19 protein-coding genes and 2 pseudogenes are annotated in these 22,269 nt (G+C 51.6%); 11 read left to right on the plus strand and 10 right to left on the minus strand.

Annotation, left to right across the window (positions count from 1 at the left end; all coding sequences use genetic code 11):
• Positions 1–91 precede the first annotated feature (91 nt).
• On the minus strand, positions 92–1,492 hold the full coding sequence (locus tag KTE_RS33915; RefSeq protein WP_201389474.1) for an IS4 family transposase: 1,401 nt from the start codon (positions 1,490–1,492) through the stop codon (positions 92–94).
• Positions 1,493–2,243: 751 nt separating this feature from the next.
• Here KTE_RS33915 and KTE_RS33920 point away from each other — a divergent pair.
• The 4 genes and pseudogenes from KTE_RS33920 to KTE_RS33935 all read left to right on the plus strand — a co-directional run bounded on the left by KTE_RS33920 (position 2,244) and on the right by KTE_RS33935 (position 8,043).
• A complete protein-coding gene (locus KTE_RS33920; RefSeq protein ID WP_201389476.1) occupies positions 2,244–3,407 on the plus strand; it encodes a S9 family peptidase in 1,164 nt (387 codons plus the stop codon).
• A 27-nt stretch (positions 3,408–3,434) separates the two neighbouring features.
• Positions 3,435–4,052: a TetR family transcriptional regulator gene (locus tag KTE_RS33925; protein WP_201389478.1), complete on the plus strand. Its 618-nt coding sequence runs from the start codon at positions 3,435–3,437 to the stop codon at positions 4,050–4,052.
• Between the two features lie 243 nt (positions 4,053–4,295).
• Positions 4,296–5,894, plus strand: a pseudogene (locus KTE_RS33930) (transposase).
• Between the two features lie 364 nt (positions 5,895–6,258).
• Complete coding sequence (locus KTE_RS33935) at positions 6,259–8,043, plus strand: serine/threonine-protein kinase (protein ID WP_201389486.1); 1,785 nt, start codon at positions 6,259–6,261, stop codon at positions 8,041–8,043.
• A gap of 237 nt (positions 8,044–8,280) precedes the next feature.
• Here the strand turns inward: KTE_RS33935 and KTE_RS33940 are convergent, their stop codons facing one another.
• Together KTE_RS33940 and KTE_RS33945 are read right to left on the minus strand one after the other, a co-directional pair.
• Positions 8,281–8,643: a hypothetical protein gene (locus KTE_RS33940; protein WP_201389488.1), complete on the minus strand. Its 363-nt coding sequence runs from the start codon at positions 8,641–8,643 to the stop codon at positions 8,281–8,283.
• A 26-nt stretch (positions 8,644–8,669) separates the two neighbouring features.
• A complete protein-coding gene (locus tag KTE_RS33945) occupies positions 8,670–8,879 on the minus strand; it encodes a hypothetical protein (protein ID WP_201389490.1) in 210 nt (69 codons plus the stop codon).
• A 279-nt stretch (positions 8,880–9,158) separates the two neighbouring features.
• On the opposite strand from KTE_RS33945, the gene KTE_RS33950 reads away from it, so the two are divergent.
• Entirely contained in the window at positions 9,159–9,863 is a 705-nt protein-coding gene (locus KTE_RS33950) for a DinB family protein (RefSeq protein WP_201389492.1), read from the plus strand.
• 202 nt (positions 9,864–10,065) lie between these two features.
• Here KTE_RS33950 and KTE_RS33955 read toward each other — a convergent pair whose 3' ends face one another.
• Positions 10,066–10,554: a DinB family protein gene (locus KTE_RS33955; protein ID WP_201389494.1), complete on the minus strand. Its 489-nt coding sequence runs from the start codon at positions 10,552–10,554 to the stop codon at positions 10,066–10,068.
• A gap of 376 nt (positions 10,555–10,930) precedes the next feature.
• Here KTE_RS33955 and KTE_RS33960 point away from each other — a divergent pair, with 376 nt between their 5' ends.
• The 3 genes and pseudogenes from KTE_RS33960 to KTE_RS33970 all read left to right on the plus strand — a co-directional run.
• Entirely contained in the window at positions 10,931–11,314 is a 384-nt protein-coding gene (locus KTE_RS33960) for a hypothetical protein (protein WP_201389496.1), read from the plus strand.
• Positions 11,315–11,479: 165 nt separating this feature from the next.
• The gene (locus KTE_RS33965) at positions 11,480–12,163 is read left to right on the plus strand and encodes a DUF2690 domain-containing protein (RefSeq protein ID WP_201389498.1); all 684 of its coding nucleotides are present in this window, start codon (positions 11,480–11,482) and stop codon (positions 12,161–12,163) included.
• 505 nt (positions 12,164–12,668) lie between these two features.
• Positions 12,669–12,932: pseudogene (locus KTE_RS33970) on the plus strand (transposase); the annotation flags it as partial.
• A gap of 17 nt (positions 12,933–12,949) precedes the next feature.
• Here the strand turns inward: KTE_RS33970 and KTE_RS33975 are convergent.
• From KTE_RS33975 to KTE_RS33985, 3 genes are all read right to left on the minus strand, one after another.
• Complete coding sequence (locus KTE_RS33975; protein ID WP_201389500.1) at positions 12,950–13,480, minus strand: hypothetical protein; 531 nt, start codon at positions 13,478–13,480, stop codon at positions 12,950–12,952.
• 506 nt (positions 13,481–13,986) lie between these two features.
• Entirely contained in the window at positions 13,987–14,328 is a 342-nt protein-coding gene (locus KTE_RS33980) for a helix-turn-helix domain-containing protein (protein WP_201389502.1), read from the minus strand.
• A gap of 108 nt (positions 14,329–14,436) precedes the next feature.
• Positions 14,437–14,796 carry a helix-turn-helix domain-containing protein gene (locus KTE_RS33985; protein ID WP_236600785.1) on the minus strand — a complete coding sequence of 120 codons (360 nt, stop codon included), beginning with the start codon at positions 14,794–14,796 and terminating at the stop codon, positions 14,437–14,439.
• 159 nt (positions 14,797–14,955) lie between these two features.
• Here KTE_RS33985 and KTE_RS33990 point away from each other — a divergent pair, with 159 nt between their 5' ends.
• A complete protein-coding gene (locus KTE_RS33990; protein ID WP_201389506.1) occupies positions 14,956–15,918 on the plus strand; it encodes an NADP-dependent oxidoreductase in 963 nt (320 codons plus the stop codon).
• Positions 15,919–15,985: 67 nt separating this feature from the next.
• Here KTE_RS33990 and KTE_RS33995 read toward each other — a convergent pair whose 3' ends face one another.
• Positions 15,986–16,264 carry a hypothetical protein gene (locus KTE_RS33995; RefSeq protein WP_201389508.1) on the minus strand — a complete coding sequence of 93 codons (279 nt, stop codon included), beginning with the start codon at positions 16,262–16,264 and terminating at the stop codon, positions 15,986–15,988.
• A gap of 395 nt (positions 16,265–16,659) precedes the next feature.
• Here KTE_RS33995 and KTE_RS34000 point away from each other — a divergent pair, with 395 nt between their 5' ends.
• Positions 16,660–17,109 (plus strand): N-acetyltransferase, encoded by a 450-nt coding sequence (locus KTE_RS34000; protein ID WP_236600786.1) that lies wholly within the window; start codon positions 16,660–16,662, stop codon positions 17,107–17,109.
• A 692-nt stretch (positions 17,110–17,801) separates the two neighbouring features.
• Positions 17,802–18,377, plus strand: a complete 576-nt coding sequence (locus KTE_RS34005) for a DinB family protein (RefSeq protein ID WP_201389512.1) — start codon at positions 17,802–17,804, stop codon at positions 18,375–18,377.
• Positions 18,378–19,752: 1,375 nt separating this feature from the next.
• Here the strand turns inward: KTE_RS34005 and KTE_RS34010 are convergent.
• The gene (locus tag KTE_RS34010) at positions 19,753–20,457 is read right to left on the minus strand and encodes an N-acyl homoserine lactonase family protein (protein ID WP_201389514.1); all 705 of its coding nucleotides are present in this window, start codon (positions 20,455–20,457) and stop codon (positions 19,753–19,755) included.
• A 481-nt stretch (positions 20,458–20,938) separates the two neighbouring features.
• A complete protein-coding gene (gene tyrS, locus KTE_RS34015) occupies positions 20,939–22,156 on the minus strand; it encodes a tyrosine--tRNA ligase (protein ID WP_201389516.1) in 1,218 nt (405 codons plus the stop codon).
• Between the last annotated feature and the right edge of the window lie 113 nt (positions 22,157–22,269).

Consider the following 22,269-nt stretch of genomic DNA (forward strand, 5'->3'; position numbering starts at 1 on the left):
GCTTGCCACTGCTCTGTGCTACCCCTGATTACCGTTCTTGGTTGTTAATGTTTATCACACCGAGCGTAAAACCCTGACACTTACACACAAATCATGAAGGATGGAGACGAGCGGCGAGATGAACGCCCTCCAAGACGTCCATGACCCGCATCCATCCTTTCCATAAGGTCTGCCATCCTGGTGGTCCATCACTCTTCCGGTCGAGGTAACCTCCCAGACGGGCAATTGCGCGCCACAAGTGCTCGGCCGTCACAATGTTGCGGTAACGGTGATCCAACAAGATCACGGCCTGGATAGCCTCTTGAGAAACCACATTCCCCGCAGGGATCTCGGTGGCTTGCTGTGCCGCTTGTCGTATCAGCAACAGGCGCAAGGCAATGGGAGTGAGGATGGCTAACAGGTTCCATTGGGCCTGCATGCTTTGCAGATTGTGCTGCTCCATCCGACAGCCAGTTTTGAGTGCCTTGTGGAAGTCCTCCAGTAGCCAACGCCAGCCATACCATTGCACCACCTCCCATGCCTCGCTTGGGCAAGTGATCGGCAGCGTGGTCAACACGATCCATTCTAACGGTTCTTGCCCTTCGGGTGGGGACGGTTCCCAAACCCGGACGACCCAGGCGACAATCTCCGTTTTGCGCAAACAGGCTCCGTTCACAGGTGGCTGGACTCGCACCTTTTGAAAATTCATCTGTAAGAGTGCTTCTCGCTTGGGCTGAGCATGCTGGGCAGGAATGTGCACCAGATGGGCATCTACGCCAGGGAGGGCACGAGCCAGGGCCTTGAGATGCCCTTCGTCGAGCCTTGCTTGCGCATCCCCTTGGGAAATCTCCACGTTACGATCCTGGGCCACTCGCAACACAAAATCATACTCTAGATCCTCACACGTCTGCCAAAACGTGTAGACATCGCTGCCGCTATCGCTTACATAGACCCATTGATGATGCTCAGGCACTCGCCCGATCTGCCGCACGCTCTCTTCCCAGACGTGGGATTCTCGCTCTCTCTTTTTGCGCTCCGCCTTGGTTTCCCCAACGGGAGCAAGCTGACGAATGAAGGGTGAGAGCGTCATACATCCTAAGATCTGCTGGTTGTGCGGATTCATTGCAAGCACGGTGTGTAAACTGAAGCCAATATCTTTTTTGCTGTTGCCCATCGGCCCTCGTCCTTTGAGTGCATGATGGGTCGAAAAGTCAAACTCGGTCGTGTCTGCCAGCAGCAGGGTGCAAAAGTGTTGGGTTGCCTCGCCGTAGACCTGGCTCCAGTGGGGAGCCAGGATATCCTGATAGGTGATGGCGTCCAGATTCAGCAGGCGATAGGCCCCCTGCGTTTCGCCCCAGGTCTGCAACGCATGAGGCAAGGAACCCGATGGGGTTGTTGCCAACGCGCTGGAGACCTTGAGCAAACGATCTGTGCGTCGTGGATCCCCCAATTCTGCTGCTCCGAAGGTCTGGGCGGCCCATTCGTCGGCATGCTGCAAAGGTTCTTGTTCCATGAGCCTTCCTCCTTGGCTTTTTCACGCTTTTCTTTTCAGCACGCCAAAACTTGTGTGTAAGTGTCAGGCGTAAAACCCCTGGCTTTAGCCCTGGCACTTATACACAAATATGTGATCTTGAGAAAGAACACGGAAGCGATGCGCTGCAGGTGCCTCGTTTTCCCCCATACGAGAGGTGACACACTTTTGGTGAAAAAGTCGCTTGTCTCGTCAAGCTGAAAGCACATCATTGTGCATCAAGGGGCGTTTTTTTCTAGAGCCGCATTTTTTTCTGGGATGGCTGTTCCCATCTCCACATGCGAAACATGTACCTCTTCAGTGAGTCACGTCACAATTGAGTAGTCCTTCACGACAGCAGTGCTAGAACTTGCGAGTCAGCGCAGCTGTGCGAGTCCTCGACGAGCTTTGCGTTTGTCTCCCCAAGTAAAGGGCATCGGATCGGCATTCCAGTCAGCCACTCCCTGCTCCAGCCAAGCGATGATTTCTTCACCGTCTGTAGGTGGAATTGGAAATAGACTGGCACACGATGATACACTGCATCGACTCGGCCATATGTAGCCAGAACTCGCCCAAAGATGCAGAGATTCGACCATGCTTTCTTCCCAGATCAGATATGTCCCTCTCAACTGCGTGCTTGACGTTCAAAGTGGAGAATGCACACTCTTGACTGCAGGCGCAATCTTCTCTATACTGATACTAGTATCATTTGATACTAGTATCATAAATTTATCACAGAAGGAAGAAAACAACGATGACTGAACACACTCAGGAAAAGGCCAGCGAGCGGAAACGCTTTTACTTTCAAGACCCCTTCACCGATCTCGCTTTTCTTCACACCCTGACGCTGCATGGCTTCAAGGGCTCTGAGATTGGGGAATGTTACTCCGCCGCCGCCCAGATCCAGGAGGGCGACATCCAAAGCTGGAGAGATGCTTGGAACGGACTCGCGGAAAAGGTCGAAGAGGTTGGAAGACTTGCCGAAGCAAAGGGGCATCGGGTCAGCGCCAGGGAGGCCTATCTGCGGGCCGTCACCTATTACCGCAATGTGGCGTGGGGATGGCGAGTTTCTGATCCGCACTACCGAGCCACAATCGAGAAGTCGCGCGCTCTCTTCCAGCAGTTCGCGACGCTTTCCGATCCCCCCATTGAGGTCGTTGAGGTCCCCTATGAGGGAACCGTTCTTCCGGGGTACTTCCTGCGACCCGATGTAAGCTCGCGGCAGCGTCCGACGATCGTCATCGGCGATAATGCGAGCGAAGAACTCTACTACTGGGTGGCACCTCCTGCGCTGGAACGCGGCTACAACGCACTGCTGGTGGACCTGCCGGGCATCGGCTTGAACTCGTTCAATGGGCTCGTGTTCCGTAGTGATACCGAGGTGCCGGTCAAGGCTGTGATCGACTACCTGTGCTCACGCAACGACGTGGACCCGGCACGGATCGCGGCCTATGGAGGTGGCGAAGGGGGTGGCTATATCATGACTCGTGCGGCGTCCCGTGAGCATCGCATTGCCGCATGTGTGGTCGATCCGCTGGTCTTCAACATGGAGCCAATCGCGCCCCTGTTCTTCAAGAACGTCCTTCCCGGACCTGAGGATCAAGAAACGTTAGCCTCGAATGCTGGCACGGTTATCCCGCTCATTTGGGGCCTTACCAACCCTGAGGCCATCAAGCAAATGCAGGTTGAACTCGGTGACATTACGTGCCCAACCCTCTGCCTGAATGACTCACGCGATTATCCAGAACTGCTTGAGCAGGCCCGCGAAGCCGTTGCGACTATCGCGAACAGGCGAGCAAGTCAGCACATCTTCGTCCCCGAAGATGGGGCCAGCTACCGGCAACTCGACAATTTCGGTTTGAAGCATCGGGTGATGTTCGATTGGCTCGATGAGGTCTTTGCCTCTCAGGGAAGGTGACTCGTCCTGGGTGCAGTGAGGTGAAATATGCATAACGATGATCGGACGCTTGAGAACTGGCGCGAGCAGAAGAAGAACAAGACGAAAGCGGCCATTCAGCGGGAAGCCTTGCAATTGTTTCGTGAGCAGGGCTACAGCGCTACGACAGCAGAACAGATTGCCGAGGCAGCGGAGGTTTCGCGTGCGACATTCTTTCGCTACTTCCCCACCAAGGCCGATATCGTCCTCTACGATGTCTTCGCGTCAAAAACCCTGGCAAGATTTCTGGCGATGCCTGCTGAGATGAAACCGCTTCGGGCGCTTCAGCATGCGCTCCTGAAGGCGCTTGACGAAACCTCCGTTGAGGAGCGCGAGCAGGAGCGGCAACGCGAGGCATTGTTACGAACAGAACCGGAGTTGCGCAAGCAAATGCCTGACCTTTTTGCCAGGAGATTACCACTTGTTGCCGAGGCACTGGCAGAACGATTGGGACGGCCTCATGATGATCTGGAGGCCCTCGTTCTCGCTGGGGCGGTCGTAGGGATAGCGATGGCCTTATGGACTGTCGTAGAGCAGGATCTCTCTGAAGGCTTTATCGAACGCCATGTGGCTTTGCTCAACAAAGCTTTGGTGCTCCTGGCTGCAGTCATAGACAGGGATGGGTAGATGCCCTATCACTTACAGGAAAGAGAGAACACGGTATGTAACAAGCAAATTGCCTTTCAGTATATAGAAAACAAGCAGAAACAGCCAACCCATCTGATTGGATCTCTGTAAAAAGAATCCCAATCAACAGGTATATTGCCGTAAAAAGTGTATCACGGTACCAGAGAAAAGGGCAACTTGAAGCTGCAATACGCCTGTTGATTTCTCATGCCCCATTGGAATGGAAAGAAAGAAGGTGGCACCATGGCACGGCCTCAGCACACTTCGGACATGCTTCCCATCCATACTCTTGAGCCACTCTCGTCCACTTGCCTGACGTGTGGTAAGGCTGCCCATATCACCTACCATACGCAACGCACAGTTACCACGCTCACTGGACGTCATCGTTTGTACCTGTCAGTGCGTCGATGCATCTCTCCAGCCTGCCCACGCTATCACCAGCCCTATCGGCCAGAGGCTGAAGGAGCATGGGCAATTACCACATGGAGAATATGGATTAGACGTAATTGCACTCGTCGGCTTCCTGCGGTATCGACGACATCAAAGCCTGAGAGAGATCCATCAGAGCCTGCATGAACGTGGATTCTCAATTGGCGAACGGACCGTGCTCAATCTCCTGGCTCGCTATGAAGAGTTAGTCACCCTTCACATGACAGATCATCATCGGCTGAAAGCTCTTGTGTGTAAACAAGGATACCTCATTCTGGCAGTGGATGGATTGAAGCCAGATGTGGGTCATGAAGTGCTCTGGGTGGTACGCGATGGTGTGTCAGGTGAGGTTCTGCTTGCACGGCCTCTCCTCAGCGAGCGCGAGACCGACCTCGTGACACTGCTCAAGGAAGTACAAGATTTGCTCCCCGTTCCCATCCATGGGGTGATCTCGGATGGGCAACATTCTATTCGTAATGCAGTAGCGACGGCGTTTCCAGGGATACCTCATCAGTTATGTCACTTTCATTATCTGCGCGAAGCGGCAAAGCCGGTCTACGAAGCAGATCGCCACGCCAAGAAAGAAATGAAAAAGCAGGTTCGTGGTATTCGTCCAATTGAACGAGAAGTCGAGCAAGAGGAGAATGAGGAAGGGGTCATTACACGCAAGTATTGCCTCGCTGCCCGAAGTGCTTTGACCGACGACGGACATCCACCACTCTCTGCTCCTGGTCTCAAATTGTATGAGCGACTCTCCTTGATTACAGCCTCTCTGGAGCGAGTCGCTCAAAAAGGGGGCTGCCATCTCCCCTCAACAAACTGCATCAACTCCTGACAAAGGGATTAGCAGCGACGGAGCAGTTGTGGCCAGATGTGCAAGCAGGGTATATTTGGGTACATCAGGCTTCACATATCTTGACGAACGCCGACCATCTTTCCTCGACAGAGGTGCGACAACAGTATGAGGAACTGCTGGAGACGATGCGATCCAGTGGTGCCCTGAGTGCCTCACTCCAACAAATGGCTGAGACCTTTCTCAAAGTCACGGCGAGCTACTGGCCCGGGTTGTTTCACTGTTATGACGTGGCTGATCTCCCACGCACGAACAATGACCTCGAACACGTTTTTGGCTCCACGCGCTACCATGAGCGACGCGCAACGGGGCGGAAACAAGCCTCTCCTAGTCTCGTCGTGCGCGGATCAGTACGTCTTGTTGCAGCAGTTGCTACCCAGCATTACCACTTCAGTGGCTCCGACCTGGCCCCTCGCGACTTGACGCAGTGGCAAACGCTCAGAAAGCACGTTGACTATCGGCATGAAGCTCGACGTGAACAGCATCGTTTTCGGAAAGACCCTGACCGCTACTTACATGCTCTGGAGGAACAGCTCTCCCAGAGAAAAATGCGGTCCTAGTTTTTTTCAACACCTTTCCCTCGCACCATGCTGAGGATCTTCTGCAAACGTTCATATTTGTGTATAAGTGTCAGTCCTTCAGGCATGGGGAGTAGGTCAATAGGGTGATTAATCTAACTTGTAACTATTCACCTTGAAGTGATATGACGTAGAAGGAAAAGAGGAAAAGGTAGGCCCCTCCTGCATGGGTGTGGGGATCAGACACTGAGAATACCCTTGCAGAGAGTAAACAGTTACAGCCATGGGGGGCGGAATCACGCGTGATTCCGCCCCCATGGCTTTTCTCTATAACAGAGATGTGTTACACTAAAAATATCAAATACACCTTATATTTCTATTTCTACAGATACATTGAGGGCGTCAAATGGTCAATCTTGTAGGCCAGCAGTTGGGTAATTATCGTTTGCTGCATCTCCTTGGTCATGGTAGCTTCGCCGAGGTCTATCTCGGACAGCATATCTGGATCCGGAGCAAGCAAGCCGCAATAAAGATATTGCGTTCCCAGATAGCGGAAGAGTATATCACCGATTTCCAGCAGGAGGCAGAGTTCATCTCCTTGCTACACCATCCCCATATCGTTCCCATTCTCGATTACGCCGTTGAGCGAGACACAGCCTACCTGATCATGGATTACTACCCGGAGGGAACGCTCCGCAAGCGCCATCCACGCGGCTCACGTCTCCCCCTCGCGGAGGTCGTTTCCTACATTAAACAGGTCGCGGAGGCTCTCCAGTTCGCACACGATCACAAGCTCATCCACCGCGATGTCAAGCCGGAGAACATGCTTATTGGACACCAGGGCGAAATCCTGCTCTCCGATTTTGGCATTGCCGCTATGGCCCACCAGACATCTTCTATGAGCACCCAGAAGCCTACGGGAACCGTTCCCTACATGGCTCCTGAACAGATTAAAGGTGCGGCGCGTCCCGCCAGCGATCAATATGCCCTGGCAGCCATAGCCTATGAGTGGCTGGCGGGTGAGCGCCCCTTCAACGGCACCCATGATGAGATATATGCTCAACACCTGATGAGTTCGCCACCACCCTTGCGCGAGAAGATCAACAGTCTTCCCATAGAGGTTGAACAAGTCATCATGCGGGGGCTTGCGAAAGAGCCTGCTCAGCGCTTTCCTAGCATCTCAGATTTCGCGCTGGCCCTTGAAGCCGCCAGCCTCTCTGGCACAGTGGGCTCGCTCTCGGCCCTCCCGCGAGATCTCGCAACTCCCATGCCTACCTTCTCAGGCGAAGCCTCAATCCCGATTACGCCTCCCGAAGCCAATATTAACCCATCCCTCTCACACTCTCTCCAGACGCCTGCGAAGAGCACGCAGTCACCGCCACTATCCACACACGTGCTTGAGCTCCAGAGCCACGACCGGCGCAACCGCCCCCTCGGCATCACACTTATCGCCTGCGCCCTGCTGCTGATCCCTGGCGCGCTGGGCCTCTTTACCCATCAGCACCACGAGGAGCAGGTACAAAAAGCGAACGCCACCGCGACCACCAGTGCTCAGCAGACTGCTACAACCCGGGCCAATGTCAACGCAACGGCTACCTTCACCCATCTCTCGCCTCTCGAACAGTATAATCAGCTCAAGCGCACGCCACCGACGCTGAATGATCCCATGCGTGACAACTCACAGGGCGGTCATTGGGATGAGGAGGTGCGTAGCTTTGGCGCTTGCAAGTACCTCACGAACTCCTACCATAATGTTGTCACTTCATCCGGTTACTTTAACTCCTGCGGCGGAGGTATCGACGCTCCCATCCATGATTTCGCCTTCGAGATCCAGGCCGCCATTCTCCAGGGCGATAGTGGCGGTTTATCCTTTGGTTACAACAATCAACAAGGGTACCACTTTGCCATTCGCGCCGATGGCACCTATCTCGTCTTACACTACACAAAAACCGAAAACTCCCTTGAAACCCTAACGGAAGGCTCTTGTGTCGCCATTAAGCAAGGCTTCAAGCAGATAAATACCCTGGCAATCATTGTGCGCGGCAACAATTTTTCCTTCTTCGTCAATAGCCAGTATGCCGCCAACTGGACCGATACCTCCTACAACGCTGGATACCTGGGTGTCTATGCCGCCTCCGCTCAAAGCCCCACCGAGGTCGCCTATAGCAACGCCCGTGTCTGGAAACTGTAATTTAGATACCTCCGAAGAAGTGGCGTGTTTGTGGATTCTCATATATAGCTCTTGTCCACATTCGGGATTTCTGCTTGCTTCCCAGGAGGTGATAACATACAAGGAAAAACTTTCAAGGAGACCATTCCAAACTGAGTTCTGGAAAATGCTTCGTATGACTGCCCAGTCAACACTCATGTCTCCCATTGCGCCAAACTTGTCTTCAAAGGGCACAATGTTCCTGGAATGGTATCAGAATCAGCGCAGGTAGTAGGTCAGGATCACATCTCGACGGTTATGCCCCAGCGCTCGTGAGACAGCCAGTACTGCCTTCTCATCCAGAATGCCACGCGGAAGTCGACCAGTGGCAGGAGGGTGTGGCAGCCCTGAGAGTTGCTGATAGAGCGCCTGCGCATACTGCCGACGGTAGGCGTGGATATCCAGGTGACTGGGGATCTGAGCAAAGACCTTTTCTTCCTCGTTCCTGCCTTGCACCAGGCTGAGCACGGTTGCTTCTTGCCCTGATATGACCGGGACCTGGCGCACTTTGCCCCCTTTGCCCTGCACACGAAGCATGACGCGTCCATCTGGTTGCTCCTGAATGTGTGCAACGTGCAGCATTCTCACTTCGCGCCGCCGTAATCCGGTCACGCGAAGGAAGGCCAGGAGGGCTGCCAGTGCTCGGGTTGAAAATGGGGTGAGGGTTGTTCCTCAGACTCGGGAGACTGGCGAGAACGATGAATTTCTTCCCGGTGGCGTGGTGGGAGTGGAACGGCTTCTGCCAGGAGTGGAGACCCGAAGAAGAGCCGTAACGCGCTGCGTTCGGTGGCCAGGGTATAGCCTTCCTGTACGCGCAAGAGCACATAGGCTGATAGTAAATTGGGTCAAACTCACACAGATTTTAGGGCGAAACCAAGGAAATCGGCGCGAAACCGAGGAATTGACCATTCATCGCCTGAGAACGCCGCTTCTGAAGCAGCTTGTTGTACGCTGTTTCTGTAAATTCGGGAGACCAGCATGTAAATTACGGGATTATGATAGCGGAATTTACACAAAGCGGGCCAAAATTGCCCTGTTACTGTGAGATACTTCTGGTAAGAGAAATGTATTGTTGCGAGACAAGAAAGGGTATTTCAATGACCTCACAGAATTTTAAAGCTATTGTCCTCGACCTTTTGCGGCAGGGGCGGCTCGATGAAGAAGCGTTTTGGCAGGGGATGAGCGAGACTGAGCGCGATGCGGATGGGACGTGGGAACGCTGGTCCGCTAAAGATCACATCGCTCATAGGACATTCTGGCGTCAGGACCTCATCCGGAAGTTGACGGCCCTTCTACAGCATCAGGACATACCATCGAGCGATGAGGATGAAGAACACCTGAACGCGACGACGTATGGGAAGCAACAGAAGCGCTCCGCGTCAGAGATTCAGGCGGACTCTGAGCGGACCTACGCCGAACTCTTTGCTTTGACCGAGCAACTGAGCGAAGACGATCTGATCTCCACGCGCTTCCCCAAAATTTCTGGAGAACATCCGCTGTATACAACCTTCCTTGGTGCTCTCTACGAGCACGAACAAGAGCATCTCGCACAGTACTATCTCGACCATAATGATCTCCCGAAGGCGATTGAGGTCCGTGAGAGGTGTGCTAGCAAAATCCTTCAGGCTGAGGTGCCGCAATGGGTGAAAGGGTGGTTTCTCTATAATCTGGCCAGCTTCTACACCCAGCAGAACCAGTTGGAGAAAGCTCACGCTCTTCTCCTGGAAGCGTTGACATCCGCTCCCGAACTCGAAGAGCGCTCAAAGAGCGATCCCGACCTGGCTGCGTTACGCGGTAAATAGGGGTTTCTCCTGAGGATGCCCATGCTGACCTTTCGGATGTATATGGGCAGGGCGCATTGCCCACTTAACGCGAAGAGTCGAAATTGACCATCCAGCCCTGGAGAAATCGCTCCTCATCTGGTTTCTTTCCTCTTCATTCTGTTCATCACGATCTCATAGCTCATGTTCCTTTGCGGTTCTAACCAAAAGCTCTTGGAGGCCCTCACGAAAAGGCTCGATGTAACTGCTTGAATTGCTTGTAGTGCGAGCGCTCATGGGTAGCAAGCCATTCGGCGTAAAATTTTACTGTGCGAACAAGTGGCTTTCCGGCACCCGTTATCGTAGCAGTACGAGACCATGCGACGGCAGATAAGGATTCCAGCAGGGTCAGGAGTTCGGCACGTTGAGCAGTGTACGCCTGCAAGGAGGGCTCAAATTCCAAGGTGGGATAGTCCACCCCTTTGACCCAAGCCGACGGGTGGACTGCACGAAGAGTTGGCTGTTCCTCAACCAAGATTGCATGTATACACTGACCCCACACATCCGCACATGAACGCAGATGGGCCAATACGTCAGTAGCGGACCACGCTCCCCCATGCGGTGATGTGCGCAACTGCGCGGGCGATAGGTCGGAGGTGAGGGCTGCAATCCGTGTTGGCCCTTCGCCCAACAGGGAAAGGATTTTCTCGACAGGCAATTCTGCATGAGGCATGGGAGAGCGTCTCCTTTTTTGAAGAGATTTTATCACAGAATGAGTTCTCATCAAGAGCCAGGGCTGAGACAGTCAACTACGCATCTCTTTTGCTGTAAATCACGGGATTATGATAGCGGAATTTGTATAATTCCGCTATCATAATCCCGTGATTTACAGCATGCACATTCAATCCTTCAGCCTTCTTCGGTCGAGAAGTGGCGGGAATTTCCCGATCATCTTGCCGTGAATTTACAAATGACGAGTATTGCGAGCCCCTTCTGGAGCCATATGTTCAGACAACCAATGCTCGATTCCTCGGTTTCGCGCCGATTTCCTTAGTTTCGCCCTAAAATTGTCACTCGCGGCATAAAATGGCCGCCAAAAACGGCATAACTTGGCCGATAAGCCGAAGCATTCAAGCTCAATTGCTGTTGTGCTAAAACAGCATAATGTGGCCGAGAGTGCAGAAAGCAAGCATAACTTGGCCGAAAGTGCAGACTTCGCCAGTACGTTTAATCGGCTTCCGAAGCCAATCAGATTTTCAGGTATTGCTGAGAAATCTGCAAAGTGGCCTGTCTGGCTGGTCAAATCCGAATCGGAAGTATTGCCAGAACGTCGAAATGTGGCCGAGGCGGCCAAGTTATGCCGAGAGTCACATAATTTTGCGTACTTGTTTCTTTCACTGTTCTCCTGTATTGTGATTGTGGCAGGACGTGGGGAGCATGGCAAACGAAGCCAGCTTGCGCTGGAGCAAGAAGATCACCTTCTCTCATCCTGAACCAAATAGATTGAGGCTGCGAGACCGATGCCATCGCTATTGAGAAGCGAGGGCATGTCGTTAGCTCGTCTTGTCATCTATATGAACGTGTCAAATACTCCTGTAGGCCCAGGAATCATCTGGTCACATATGTTGGGAACAGCCACCATAACAGAGAATTGATTGTTGTTTGTCAATCCCAACAGTCTGAAGATCCTGGAAAGCTGTCACAAAAAGGACCGTTCAATCCTCTTTCTTTGTAGTGATCACGTTGTGATCATCACCGTAGGCAAACCCCTCCTTGAGGCAGGGGTTCCAGTTAGCACAATCCGTAAGGAAACAAAAGGAAAAAAGATGTTCAGTATCAAACGAATGATGTCGCTGGGGCTGATGCTCTCCATGCTCAGTACCATGTTGGTTTTCACCACAGGAGTTGCCTCCGCGCACACCACTTCCACAGCGCTTGCTGCGACAAGCTGTTATAACACAACTTGTGATGGGAAAAGTCCCGTCTCTACGGGCTGCGATAGTTCTGCACTCACTGAATGGACGGCAACGAGTGCCGATTTAGGAGGAGGGTTGAGAGCAACCGCTTACCTTCGCTTTAGCGCAACGTGCCAGGCCGCGTGGGCAAAAGTGGTGTTTAACAAACCGCTGACATATCCTCACGGAGGATTGGCGATAATAAAGCGGAACGATGGTAAGTCTTATGATTGCGCTGATGCAGGCGGCAATGGACTTGTTGCTGTCACTCAGACATCATGCTATAGTGCAATGGTGGGTGATGCTAGCGGGTATTCCGCCCGTGCTAGTGCCCAATATTATATCAACGAAACATTTCAAACGGTAGCCACCACAGCAAGCTATTAGTCCCTCTCTGACCTTTCTGGAGTCAAGTAACTGGCTTGCACATTTCCAATGCAAGCCAGTCCCAGGCCACTTGATATCGATCCCACCTGTCTGCTGGCGAACATTGCAGACAGGTGGGATTGACAAACAATGATCTACGCTCTGGTGCCTCAGTGGCCTACTTACACTGTGGTGATAGCAAAAAAACATCGGGAACGGATTTATCTGGATGACCACCACCGATTCCCGTGATTGACACCGATTTCAAATCGGTCGAAGTTTGCCCAATGTGGGGGTTTTTGCATATCGGGGTTTGAGCATGGTAGGAACCAAAAGTCGGAGTAGCGTGCTGAACTGGCCTGGAGCGCGCACAGAGAAAGCTCTCCATCAGACGGTCAAGAAGCAATGTTCAGCGAAATATCTCTCTCAAAAAGTCGTTTCTGCTGTTTTCACCTCTCAAGTCAAAGGAAACTGGTTGCTTTTTCTTAGTTATTCCGACTTTTGGTTCCTACCGTGCTCAAACCCCGAGTTTGCCCAGATGCTGCGCACCCGGACAGGCGAACGCCTCGATGCGTGGCTTGCCAAGGTCGTTGACAGCCAGATCCCCGAATTACAGAGCTTTACTCTTGGCATCCAGCGAGATAAAGCGGCTGTCGTTGCAGGCTTGACTTTGCCTCACAGCAATGGCATCGTCGAGGGAAAAGTGAACAAATTAAAGCTGATTAAACGCATGGGGTACGGCAGAGCGGGATTTGCATTGCTGCGCCAGCGGGTGCTGCATGCGCTTTAGAACCTGAAGGAGCAGGTCTACCAGAGTTGGGCGAAATCTTCATAGGTATGGGTTGGCTCTCTCTCCACAAACATTTTCAGAGAAGAGCCTGGCTCAAAGAGACCCACATTGACCACCCGTTTCTTGTAGACCCACTGGTCTGAAAGCGAGAGGCGCAGATTGTAGGCAATACGTACCCACTGATGAACTGGCAGAGACCATGCCGTTCTTGCGAGGGCAAAGCGTCTTGGAACGCCCTCAGCACGCTCCCATTCCACTGTCATCTGAAGCAGGTTCTCCTGCAGAGTGAGGGCAAGGCAATCCAGCCGGAAGGGATGAGCGAATTCCAGTTGTTCCCACTTTTCTCTAGGATGTTGGAAGTGATTATGCTCACCATAGACGACCTCATGGAGAAAAACCTCTTCCTTGAACACAGGAGAAGGAAAAGCTGGCAATTCAAGGGCCTGAGGGGTATGGCTTCTGGCCGAGGCATTGGTCCCTCCGCGCGATGCTTTTGTCCAATTGGTGCAGATGCTCTGAATCACGATCAGCCGGGGAGAAAATGACATCGTGTGCTCCTGCTCTCTTCAATCAATAACAACCTCTACAGCAACAAACGATCCAGCAGTGCTGAAGTATCATTGGCAAGCGAGCAGGCAGATTCACCAAACCAGGGGAAGACCCACTTAATTCCGTGGTTTACAGCTGAGGACAGTATGTGGTAAGGTCAGAATACGCCGGCGCAATTGTGCCTCTGCGAGGCACTCAGAGCAGATATGAAAGAAAAATGATGTACTCAAAAGCCTGGGACGTGGGATGGTTTTGTCATAGAGACGGAGAAGTTCTGTATGATATGTTGTGGCCGGAAGGTACGCGCGGGAAGCGAAAGTATCCGGGCAAGATAATCAAGATCCAATGAGGTAGGCTGGATCAGTACCAGATGCGGACTCGGTGTCCTCCAGCAGCGATGAAACTTCTCTGGGCCTTTTTGAAGAATATGAGTCAGTGTTGTCCTGCACCCCTAATGGTTGATCTCATCACAGCGTAAGAGCAGGCACGCCAGCCGCTCAAAGGTCTAACTTTGGTAGGGAAGTCCTAACTCCACAGGCCGCGTACGTGCCGTCTGCACCACCAGGGCTTTATTCTCTGGTGTATAGCGCGACGGGGCTCCTGAACGAGGCTCGCCCTCTAGCCCGGAGAGTCTCTGTTTCTCAAAGCGCTTGAACCACTTGCGCACGGTATTTGATGAGGGATGGAGTTCGCTCATGATCTGGGGAATTGTTCTTCCCTGGCTGGCCGGGTACATGACCCTGGCTCGTTCTATCAGGCGCACTGAAGCGGTCTGAGAACGCACCAATTTCCCAATCACACGTCCTTCCTCTTCGCTCAAAGGCCGCAAATACAATGGAGTCCGCATATCCTCGCCTTTCTTCTTCGTTCCATCTCCCTCCTTTCTATTCTATCATTTACTTGGCGAATGCACCACGTAGGAGAAACTTGTCATCGCGAGGGAAAGCGTTTTACGTCAGCTTCGTTGTTGATTCTCTTCCAGCAGATGCATATAGTTCTCTCCCCACTTACTCATCTGTTGCAGAATGGGTTGTAGGCTGGCGCCGAAACTGGTAAGCGAGTATTCGACTTTGGGTGGTACTTGGCGATAGACCTGGCGATCAATGATGCCATCCGCCTCTAATTCACGTAATTGGAGCGTGAGCATACGCAGGGTAACACCAGGTATCAAGCGTTGCAATTCTCCGAAGCGTTTTTTTTCAGCGAGCAGATGATAGATGATGAGGCTTTTCCACTTTCCGCCAATAACATCTACAGTGGCCTCAACAGGGCAGGAATACGCTTTGTTGACACGTTGCTGGCAGTATTTCTTCAAAGCATCCTCCTCAGAAAGCGACCCTTCCTTTACTCTCATTTTTGGTACTATATCACAAATATGTGCGTACTTGTAAAGAGGAAAGGATACACATACACTACTCTCAGCAAGATTATGAGAGATCTTGTACCATATTTACCTTCTGGGAAGGATACCATCATGTCATTCATGAAAGCGATACAAATCCACTCGTTTGGTGAGAGCGATGTGCTCACCTATGAAAACGTGGAGCGACCAAAGCCACAGATGGGGGAAGTGCTGGTACGTGTACGTGCTGTTGGGCTCAACCCCGTGGACGTTGCCTCGCGTAAAGCGCCGTTGCCCTTCACCACTGGGGCTAAGGGACTTCCCTATATCCTGGGTTGGGATATTGCAGGCGAGGTCATCGCGCTCGGCCCAGGTGTCACACAATTTGCACTTGGCAATGAAATCTATGGCATGCCTCGTTTTCCCAACGAGGCCAAAGCCTATAGTGAGTATGTTAGCGCGCCAGTTTCAGATATTGCACTCAAACCACAACGTCTGACTCATCTGCAAGCTGCTGGTGTTCCACTCGCTGCACTTACCGCGTGGCAGATGCTCTTCGAGGTTGCTCATCTGCAGGCTGGGCAGACCGTCTTCGTTGCTGGTGGAGCGGGCGGCGTAGGCCACTTTGCCATCCAACTTGCGAAGTGGAAAGGTGCGAGAGTTATCACTACAACCTCGACACGCAATGTGACATTTGTGCGGAACCTGGGAGCTGATGTCGTCATCGATTACACGAAGCAGGCATTTGAAGACGTAGTAAAGGAGGTGGATGGAGTGCTCAATACGACGACTGATAAGCATGTCTTCAGACATTTGTTTCAGGTGGTCAAACGCGGCGGCTGGCTGGTTTCTCTCCGTGCCGAAAAAGCGATAAAAGAGCTTGGCGATCAGCTCGCTTCGGAAGCAGCAGTTCAGTTTTTCCTTCCTCTGGTACATCCATCAGGGAAGCAACTAGCCGAGATTGCCAAACTGTTTGATGATGATCATCTCAAGGTCCATCTTGACGCAGTTCTCCCTCTCAAAGACGTAGCCCAGGCACACAAGTTGAGTGAGGGCGGCCATGTACGTGGAAAACTCGTGCTAATGGTTGGATAACCGCCGAAAGCGTCCTGAGACAGCCATTATCGTGCCTCTTGTGAGAAGGTACAATAATGGCTGTCCATCAGAGCAAAGTAGCTGATATATTGTTGCTCGTATTGGTAAATTGGTTGGAAATTCGGACAAAGAGCGATCGACCCAGCATTTGCGTCTCAACGTTCAGCCAATTTACTAGAACACCGGTCGAGAAATCACGCAATCTCCTGAAGCTCAACGCTTCCTCTCGCTGCTCCATCTGATCCCAACTCCGATCAAGCGCTGCCTTCAGGCTCGGCGCGCAGACCATTTCGGCACCCGCCTCTTTCCCTACCTTGACCAGTTCCTGCCCTTGCTGCTGAGCCACTGGCCTATCGGTGTATTTTTGACGAAAAAGTACGACGTACCAGATAACTGAGGCTGAGCTTGCTTTTATTGTATTTTTCTACACGAAAAAAGATGGTGTTCTTCCTCCGAGCAAGTCCGTTTCAAGAGCACGGTCTCAAACCACGCTCTGGTCTATGATCATCCTCAATGAACGGGTGATCGCTCTCTCCAACCACCTCTCAAGCCTCTTCATTTGAAACACATCCGTAGTTATCTGGTACGTCGTACTTTTTCGTTAAAAATACACTGATAGGCCAAATGGTAAGAGCGTAACTGCTTAATGCCATTTACCATCGACTGTCAGTTCCACGACTGGCATTGGAAAGGCTGGAGAGACAAGTTTTGAATATGCATAAATCTACCTTTGAGATTACCATGGCAACGATAGAACATGTAGCACTCATTGCACCGCTCTTCGACGCATATCGCCAGTTCTATCAGCAAGCAACAGACATAGTAGCCGCGCAAAACTTCCTTACCGCGCGACTGCAGGAAAACAGTTCAGTGATCTTCCTCGCTCTGTCACTCAAAAGTGACGAAAATGGAGTACGGCAGGCGTATGGATTTACGCAGCTATACCCCTCCTTCTCCTCGGTCTCACTGAAACCTCTGTGGATATTAAACGATCTTTTTGTCATACAGGGAGCAAGACGTTCTGGTGTTGGCAAGGCCCTCTTAGATCGTGCAAGAGAATTTGCCGTAGAAACCCAGGCCAGAGGCTTAACCTTAAAAACTGCCGTCAATAATAGCGATGCACAAACGCTCTACGAGGTCGCAGGGTGGCAGAAAGACAGACAGTTCTATTCATATAATCTGTATTTATAGCGAAGAAGTTGAGTTGAAACTAAATTCTGCTCTTTTGTTCTCCATGAAAGATCAGCATTTTTGGGGGTTGTAGACATACGCTCCTGTCTGTTCTTCTTATTGAAACGTTTTGAAGACCTCGCTTGCTCGTAAATGGCCCCCTTATTATAGCTATGAATGGCTCTTTTAACAGTTCCATTGTCGTGGTATACTGCTGCCATCGAGATGGTAGTAAGTGCGACGAGTTGACAGATTTTAGGGCGAAGAGTGATCAATCGGCGCGAAGAGTGATCAGCTCATCTCTTGCTGATGAGCAACATGGCTCTACAAGCAGATTTACCACTTTCAATAGTGTAAATTCATGAGCAAAAATTGCTTGGATTGTGAGCTTCTGCTGCCCTGTTCCGGCCTTTTTTGGGCTGAAGCAGGCGCGTCTCGCTGGGGTTTATGCTACTATAGCCCACTCATAACAGGCAAAAACAGGAAAATTCGCACGCGAATTGACAGAAACGATTGAGAACGATCCGCATCTCAAGCGGCTTCCCTCGTCGCCAATAGTTGAGCTGATCACTCTTCGCGCCGATTGATCACTCTTCGCCCTAAAATCTGATCACTCGTCACCTTATTTACCAAGCCTTGCTTAAGGAAAACAGGCGCTGAAAAAACCTGAGATCCTTTTACTTCCTAACAAAAATTCATTGATGGAGACCCCTATGCTCGATTTTAGTGCAGTGACAAGCGGCTCTCAGACCCTGGCAGACATAGCCGCTGGTCTGACAAAGACCGATCTTTATCAGCTTACCGATGAAACGATCAATGTAATGCAAGAGATCATTACTGATACAGTTGATGCGGACGTGACATTCGTGCCGCTAGATCCCCAGGCGAACGATACCTTTGGGAATTCTGAAGAGGCCGCCCTGGCGTGGACCCTGGGCCACGTGGTGGTTCACGCCACCGCTTCATCCGAAGAGGCCGCCGCCCTGGCTCTCGTGCTGGCCCGTGGTCTGCAGGTTGAGGGTCGTTCGCGCTACGAGACTCCCTGGGAGAGCGTGACAAGTATCGCTCAGGTGCGCCAGCGTCTTGAGGAGAGCCGTCGTATGCGTAAAGCTATGCTCGACGCGTGGCCTGACGAGCCTCACCTGGATACTATAATGACATATTCATTCTTCCCGCAAGCTGGCGAACTCAATGCCATTGGCCGCTTTATCCTGGGTTTATACCACGATGCATCTCATCTGGATCAAATGCGTGAAATAGTGCACCAGGCAAGCGCGCCTCGTGTGTGACATTGTTGTGATGGGGCGGCTAAAGTCGCTCCATAGCTCTGCAAAAATGCTAACGCCAAAACAAAAGTACAGGCTAGCAGCAAGAAAACCATCCGCGTGGCTTTCACTACACGGATGGTTTTTCAGGTTCAACACCCTATTTGACTGACGTTTCTCAGAATACTTTTCGTTTTTCTCTCAGAATACTTTTCTAGAAGATCTCTTCAGATGGCCTAAGAAGCGATATCATTGATGAACTGTGGTGTTTCTTTTTCTCACATAACTTTTCCATGTTGTGTTTGGCATGTTGTTCTCAGCAAACGACGCCGTATGACCGTTTTTTCTCGCATACATTTTCGTTCCTGCGGAGAATAAACCCACTGATACAAGGATTGAAACGTTTGCCTCTACTTGTACGGATAGGTAGGGACTTACGTCCTTTCCCCCCGTCCAAACGCAGCAGGCGAGTTTCCCCGCACTGCGCTTTCCAGTACTCGACATGACCTATTCGGCCCTTGCGTATGAGGTGGTGGATTTGGGTTGCCCCCGTGAAGAGCACCAGTTTGAGCACAGCACAACCTGTTGCATGGCATCCCCCACTCTGCTGGAGAACATGATGCCACTACTCCAACCGTCATCTGCTTTCCTCACTGCATCCATTCTTCCTCTCGTCAAGCGTCTTTCCCTGGCGGACCTTCACCATGTCCTCGCCATTACAGCGTGGCGTTCGGTTACTATGCCGCCTCCGCCCTCTCTGCCGCACGCTAGCATTCTCGCGTCTCTGTCGAGTAAAGCGGTTTGAGAGTTCCCCCATTCCAAGTAAAGAAGTTCTAGTGACCCTTAGCTCGCCTCCTATACGCCGGGCGGACTTCGGAGCAATTCCAGCCATAATTTACACATAGCCGGACAGCCGCCATCCCATTTTGGGTCGGGTGTGTCAGCCATTTCACCCGTCTTATCTAACGACGCTTCGGACGAAGGTTTCTCTCGTCGGCATAGGTCACAGGGTTCGGTCTTGGGTCCTTTCGGCTAGGATCACAAGCTCCTTTGTCAGCGGGCTTCACACCTAAAGCCTTGCTGAGGCTTTACGCATGCCGCTCAACCCTTATGCCATTACTCAAGCATATCTCTTTTGAGAAACTCCTTTACCCGTGAAAGGGCGCACGTAAATCCCATAATTAAACTGGCGGGAGCGGCATAATTATCCTGGTCAGTGGTGAGACATTGGTTGAGAGAGGAAGATAGCTCATTTCGCCTCTCAAGCGCGAAGAGCAGTAAGCAGAGAAAGCCGCACGCCACCAGAATAATTGTACTCCTCCGCCAGTTTAATTGTGGGATTTACACAACACTCATGAAAAAAGCGCTATGGGGCGAGACCGAAGGATCGCCCACTTCTCTAGCCGTAATACTCTGGCAACTTTTTCAATGCCTTCCACCCATCGCTATCATGTCCACAAACGACCAATGTCACCTTCTCCCGTTCTGCCAAGTCTATCAGCTTTCGTGTGCTCGCAATGGTCCCATCCCTATCCATATCCATTGGCCCTGTCTCCCGATCTACACGCCAGAACTCTTTTCTCGTGACAGCATCGATTGCTAACAACACTGCACCTGTCTGTGGTAAATGGATCAGGACTGACTGATGACCCGGCACGTGACCGCTCGTATCAACTACATGCAATCCTGGAAACAATTCAACATCTCCATCAATCAGACGGTATTTTCTCCCAGGAAGATCCCAATGAATCCGACTAAGAGCGAAACGCTCTAGCCCATGAAGAGCCGCCTCATGGTGTTTTCGCTGCACCACAAACTCTGCATTGGTGAACTCGCTATGATAGCCTATATGGTCTCGATCATAATGGGTACAGACAATTGTATCAATGTCTTCAGGCTCTAGACCTATCTCGGCAAGTTGCTCAACCACATTCTTCCCCCAAATAGGAGGCTGACCATCAGATTCCTCATGACTGAAAGGCAAGCCACTATCGACGAGCACATTCTTTCCATCTTTTGTCTGCACAAGATAGCAGCCAACCGGCCAATCAGGATCAGGTACCACTAATATGAAATACAAACGCTCTAGAGTTGAACCAGCCATTGTCGTGTTTTAGACCTTTCTTCGTGTTCCTATTTTGCATACTCATCTTTGGCGAAGGAGCGATCCGCAATGCGAGAACAGATCGATGCCCGAGACCTCGGATAGCACCATGAGCCAGCCTCCAACAGGAGCGGGGGACGCGAGCAGATTGGGCGGCTCAATCAGTCGCGCGACAAAGAACACAATTTACACCGTCCAGAAGAAGTATATCAGATAGGAAGCGGTTTTCCCGGACACATCTGCCCTAGTGCTCACTCGTCGCACCGATTGCTCATCCGTCCCCCGAAAACTTGCTCACTCGTCGTGCTTATTACCACTAGTTTTGCTTCACTCTCCACAGTATCACGCTGTTGTCTGTCTAACTATCCAATGAAGGTAGGTACGCTCTTCTCTCTTGTGAGGAAAGTGCCGTTCCTTCTTGCAACGGTTATTGCACATATTTGTCAAGGTTCATTCGTCTAGGTTTGCTACCCCACCCCTCCTAGAGAAGGCGCACCCGAAACCAGGTTCGCTTCCCGACACGAAACACATCACCATCACACACTTCAACCACTTGTTCGGGCTGACGCAATACCTCATTGTTGCGCGAAACCCCTCCCTGCTCACACAGGCGTCGCAGTTCGCGGTTACTCTTTTGCCCAGCAAAGAGCTCTTTGAGCAACTCTAAAAGCGTTTGTGTGGCTTGCTCAAGTGTGATTTCAGGAATATCTTCGGGAGTCTGACGTGCTGAGAAGGTCTCTTGGAACCAGCGCAACTCTTGCTCAGCCACCGCCTCTCCATGATAGCGCTTGACGATCTCATAGGCGAGGCGAAGCTTGCATTGCATCGGTTCCTTCCCTACATGTCGGCGGATCTCATCTATATCTTCTATGGGTAGATCAGTGTAGACCTCAAAGTAGGTCACGATCAAGGAATCGGGTAGCGTCATCGTGCGCCCAAACTTATCACGTGGACTATGTCCCAATCCAATGTAGTTGCCCAGGCTCTTGCTCTGTTTGGCCTTGCCATCTATCCCTGGCGTAATCTTTGTCGTAATCACAACCTGAGGTGACTGACCGAGGTGCTCCTGGTAGAAGCGCCCCATCAGTTCATTGAACAGTTGATCGGAACCAATAATGGTCAGATCAGAGTCAAGCATAAAGGAGTCGTAGCCTTGCAACACCGGATACAGCAACTCATGCATATGTATTTCGAGCCCCTGCTTCATACGCATTTGAAACATGTCGCGAGCGACGAGGCGCGAATGGGTTACCATTGAGAGCAAGTGGAGGAGTTCTTGCACAGACATCGCCTGATACCACTCCGAGTTACGCCTGATCTCTAACAGATCTGGATCGTCAAAGCGCAGCACCATCCTGGCTTGCTTGATAAATTCCTGGGCGTTGGCTTCAATTTCTTCAGATGGGATAATGGGTCGTAACTTGTTACGCCCCGTTGGATCGCCGATAGTTGTTGTAAAATCCCCAAGAAGAAAGATCACTTTGTGTCCTAAATCCTGCATTTGGCGCATCATCCAGAGATTGACGGCATGACCCAGGTGCAGAAACGGAGCGGTTACATCGACCCCATACTTGATGCGTAACTGGCGACCACTCCGAAGGAGACGCTGAAATTCCTCCAACGAGAACCACTCCTCGCTTGTTCGCTCAAAACTTGCCAGTAACTCTTGTTCTGCATGTTCCGCCTCGTGTTGCAACATATTTTTACTCTCCTTTGTTCTCTTGCTTTGTAGACATCACCTGAGAAAAAAGCAATAAAAAAGCAGAGGTTGCTCACCTCTGCCCTTGGTTCTGGTACGCGGATCTTTGTTTT

Origin of the sequence: Ktedonobacter sp. SOSP1-85 (assembly GCF_016587415.1) — a bacterium.
Taxonomy (GTDB): domain Bacteria; phylum Chloroflexota; class Ktedonobacteria; order Ktedonobacterales; family Ktedonobacteraceae; genus Ktedonobacter.

Coding starts and splice junctions, on each gene's coding strand:
- KTE_RS34010 (WP_201389514.1), bottom strand. CDS start 20,457: ATGGCTGGTTCAACTCTAGAGCGTTTGTATTTCATATTAGTGGTACCT.
- KTE_RS33915 (WP_201389474.1), bottom strand. CDS start 1,492: ATGGAACAAGAACCTTTGCAGCATGCCGACGAATGGGCCGCCCAGACC.
- KTE_RS33980 (WP_201389502.1), bottom strand. CDS start 14,328: ATGCGGACTCCATTGTATTTGCGGCCTTTGAGCGAAGAGGAAGGACGT.
- KTE_RS34000 (WP_236600786.1), top strand. CDS start 16,660: ATGGCAACGATAGAACATGTAGCACTCATTGCACCGCTCTTCGACGCA.
- KTE_RS33975 (WP_201389500.1), bottom strand. CDS start 13,480: ATGTCATTTTCTCCCCGGCTGATCGTGATTCAGAGCATCTGCACCAAT.
- KTE_RS33935 (WP_201389486.1), top strand. CDS start 6,259: ATGGTCAATCTTGTAGGCCAGCAGTTGGGTAATTATCGTTTGCTGCAT.
- KTE_RS33950 (WP_201389492.1), top strand. CDS start 9,159: ATGACCTCACAGAATTTTAAAGCTATTGTCCTCGACCTTTTGCGGCAG.
- KTE_RS34005 (WP_201389512.1), top strand. CDS start 17,802: ATGCTCGATTTTAGTGCAGTGACAAGCGGCTCTCAGACCCTGGCAGAC.
- KTE_RS33955 (WP_201389494.1), bottom strand. CDS start 10,554: ATGCCTCATGCAGAATTGCCTGTCGAGAAAATCCTTTCCCTGTTGGGC.
- tyrS (WP_201389516.1), bottom strand. CDS start 22,156: ATGTTGCAACACGAGGCGGAACATGCAGAACAAGAGTTACTGGCAAGT.
- KTE_RS33940 (WP_201389488.1), bottom strand. CDS start 8,643: ATGCTGCACGTTGCACACATTCAGGAGCAACCAGATGGACGCGTCATG.
- KTE_RS33920 (WP_201389476.1), top strand. CDS start 2,244: ATGACTGAACACACTCAGGAAAAGGCCAGCGAGCGGAAACGCTTTTAC.
- KTE_RS33990 (WP_201389506.1), top strand. CDS start 14,956: ATGTCATTCATGAAAGCGATACAAATCCACTCGTTTGGTGAGAGCGAT.
- KTE_RS33925 (WP_201389478.1), top strand. CDS start 3,435: ATGCATAACGATGATCGGACGCTTGAGAACTGGCGCGAGCAGAAGAAG.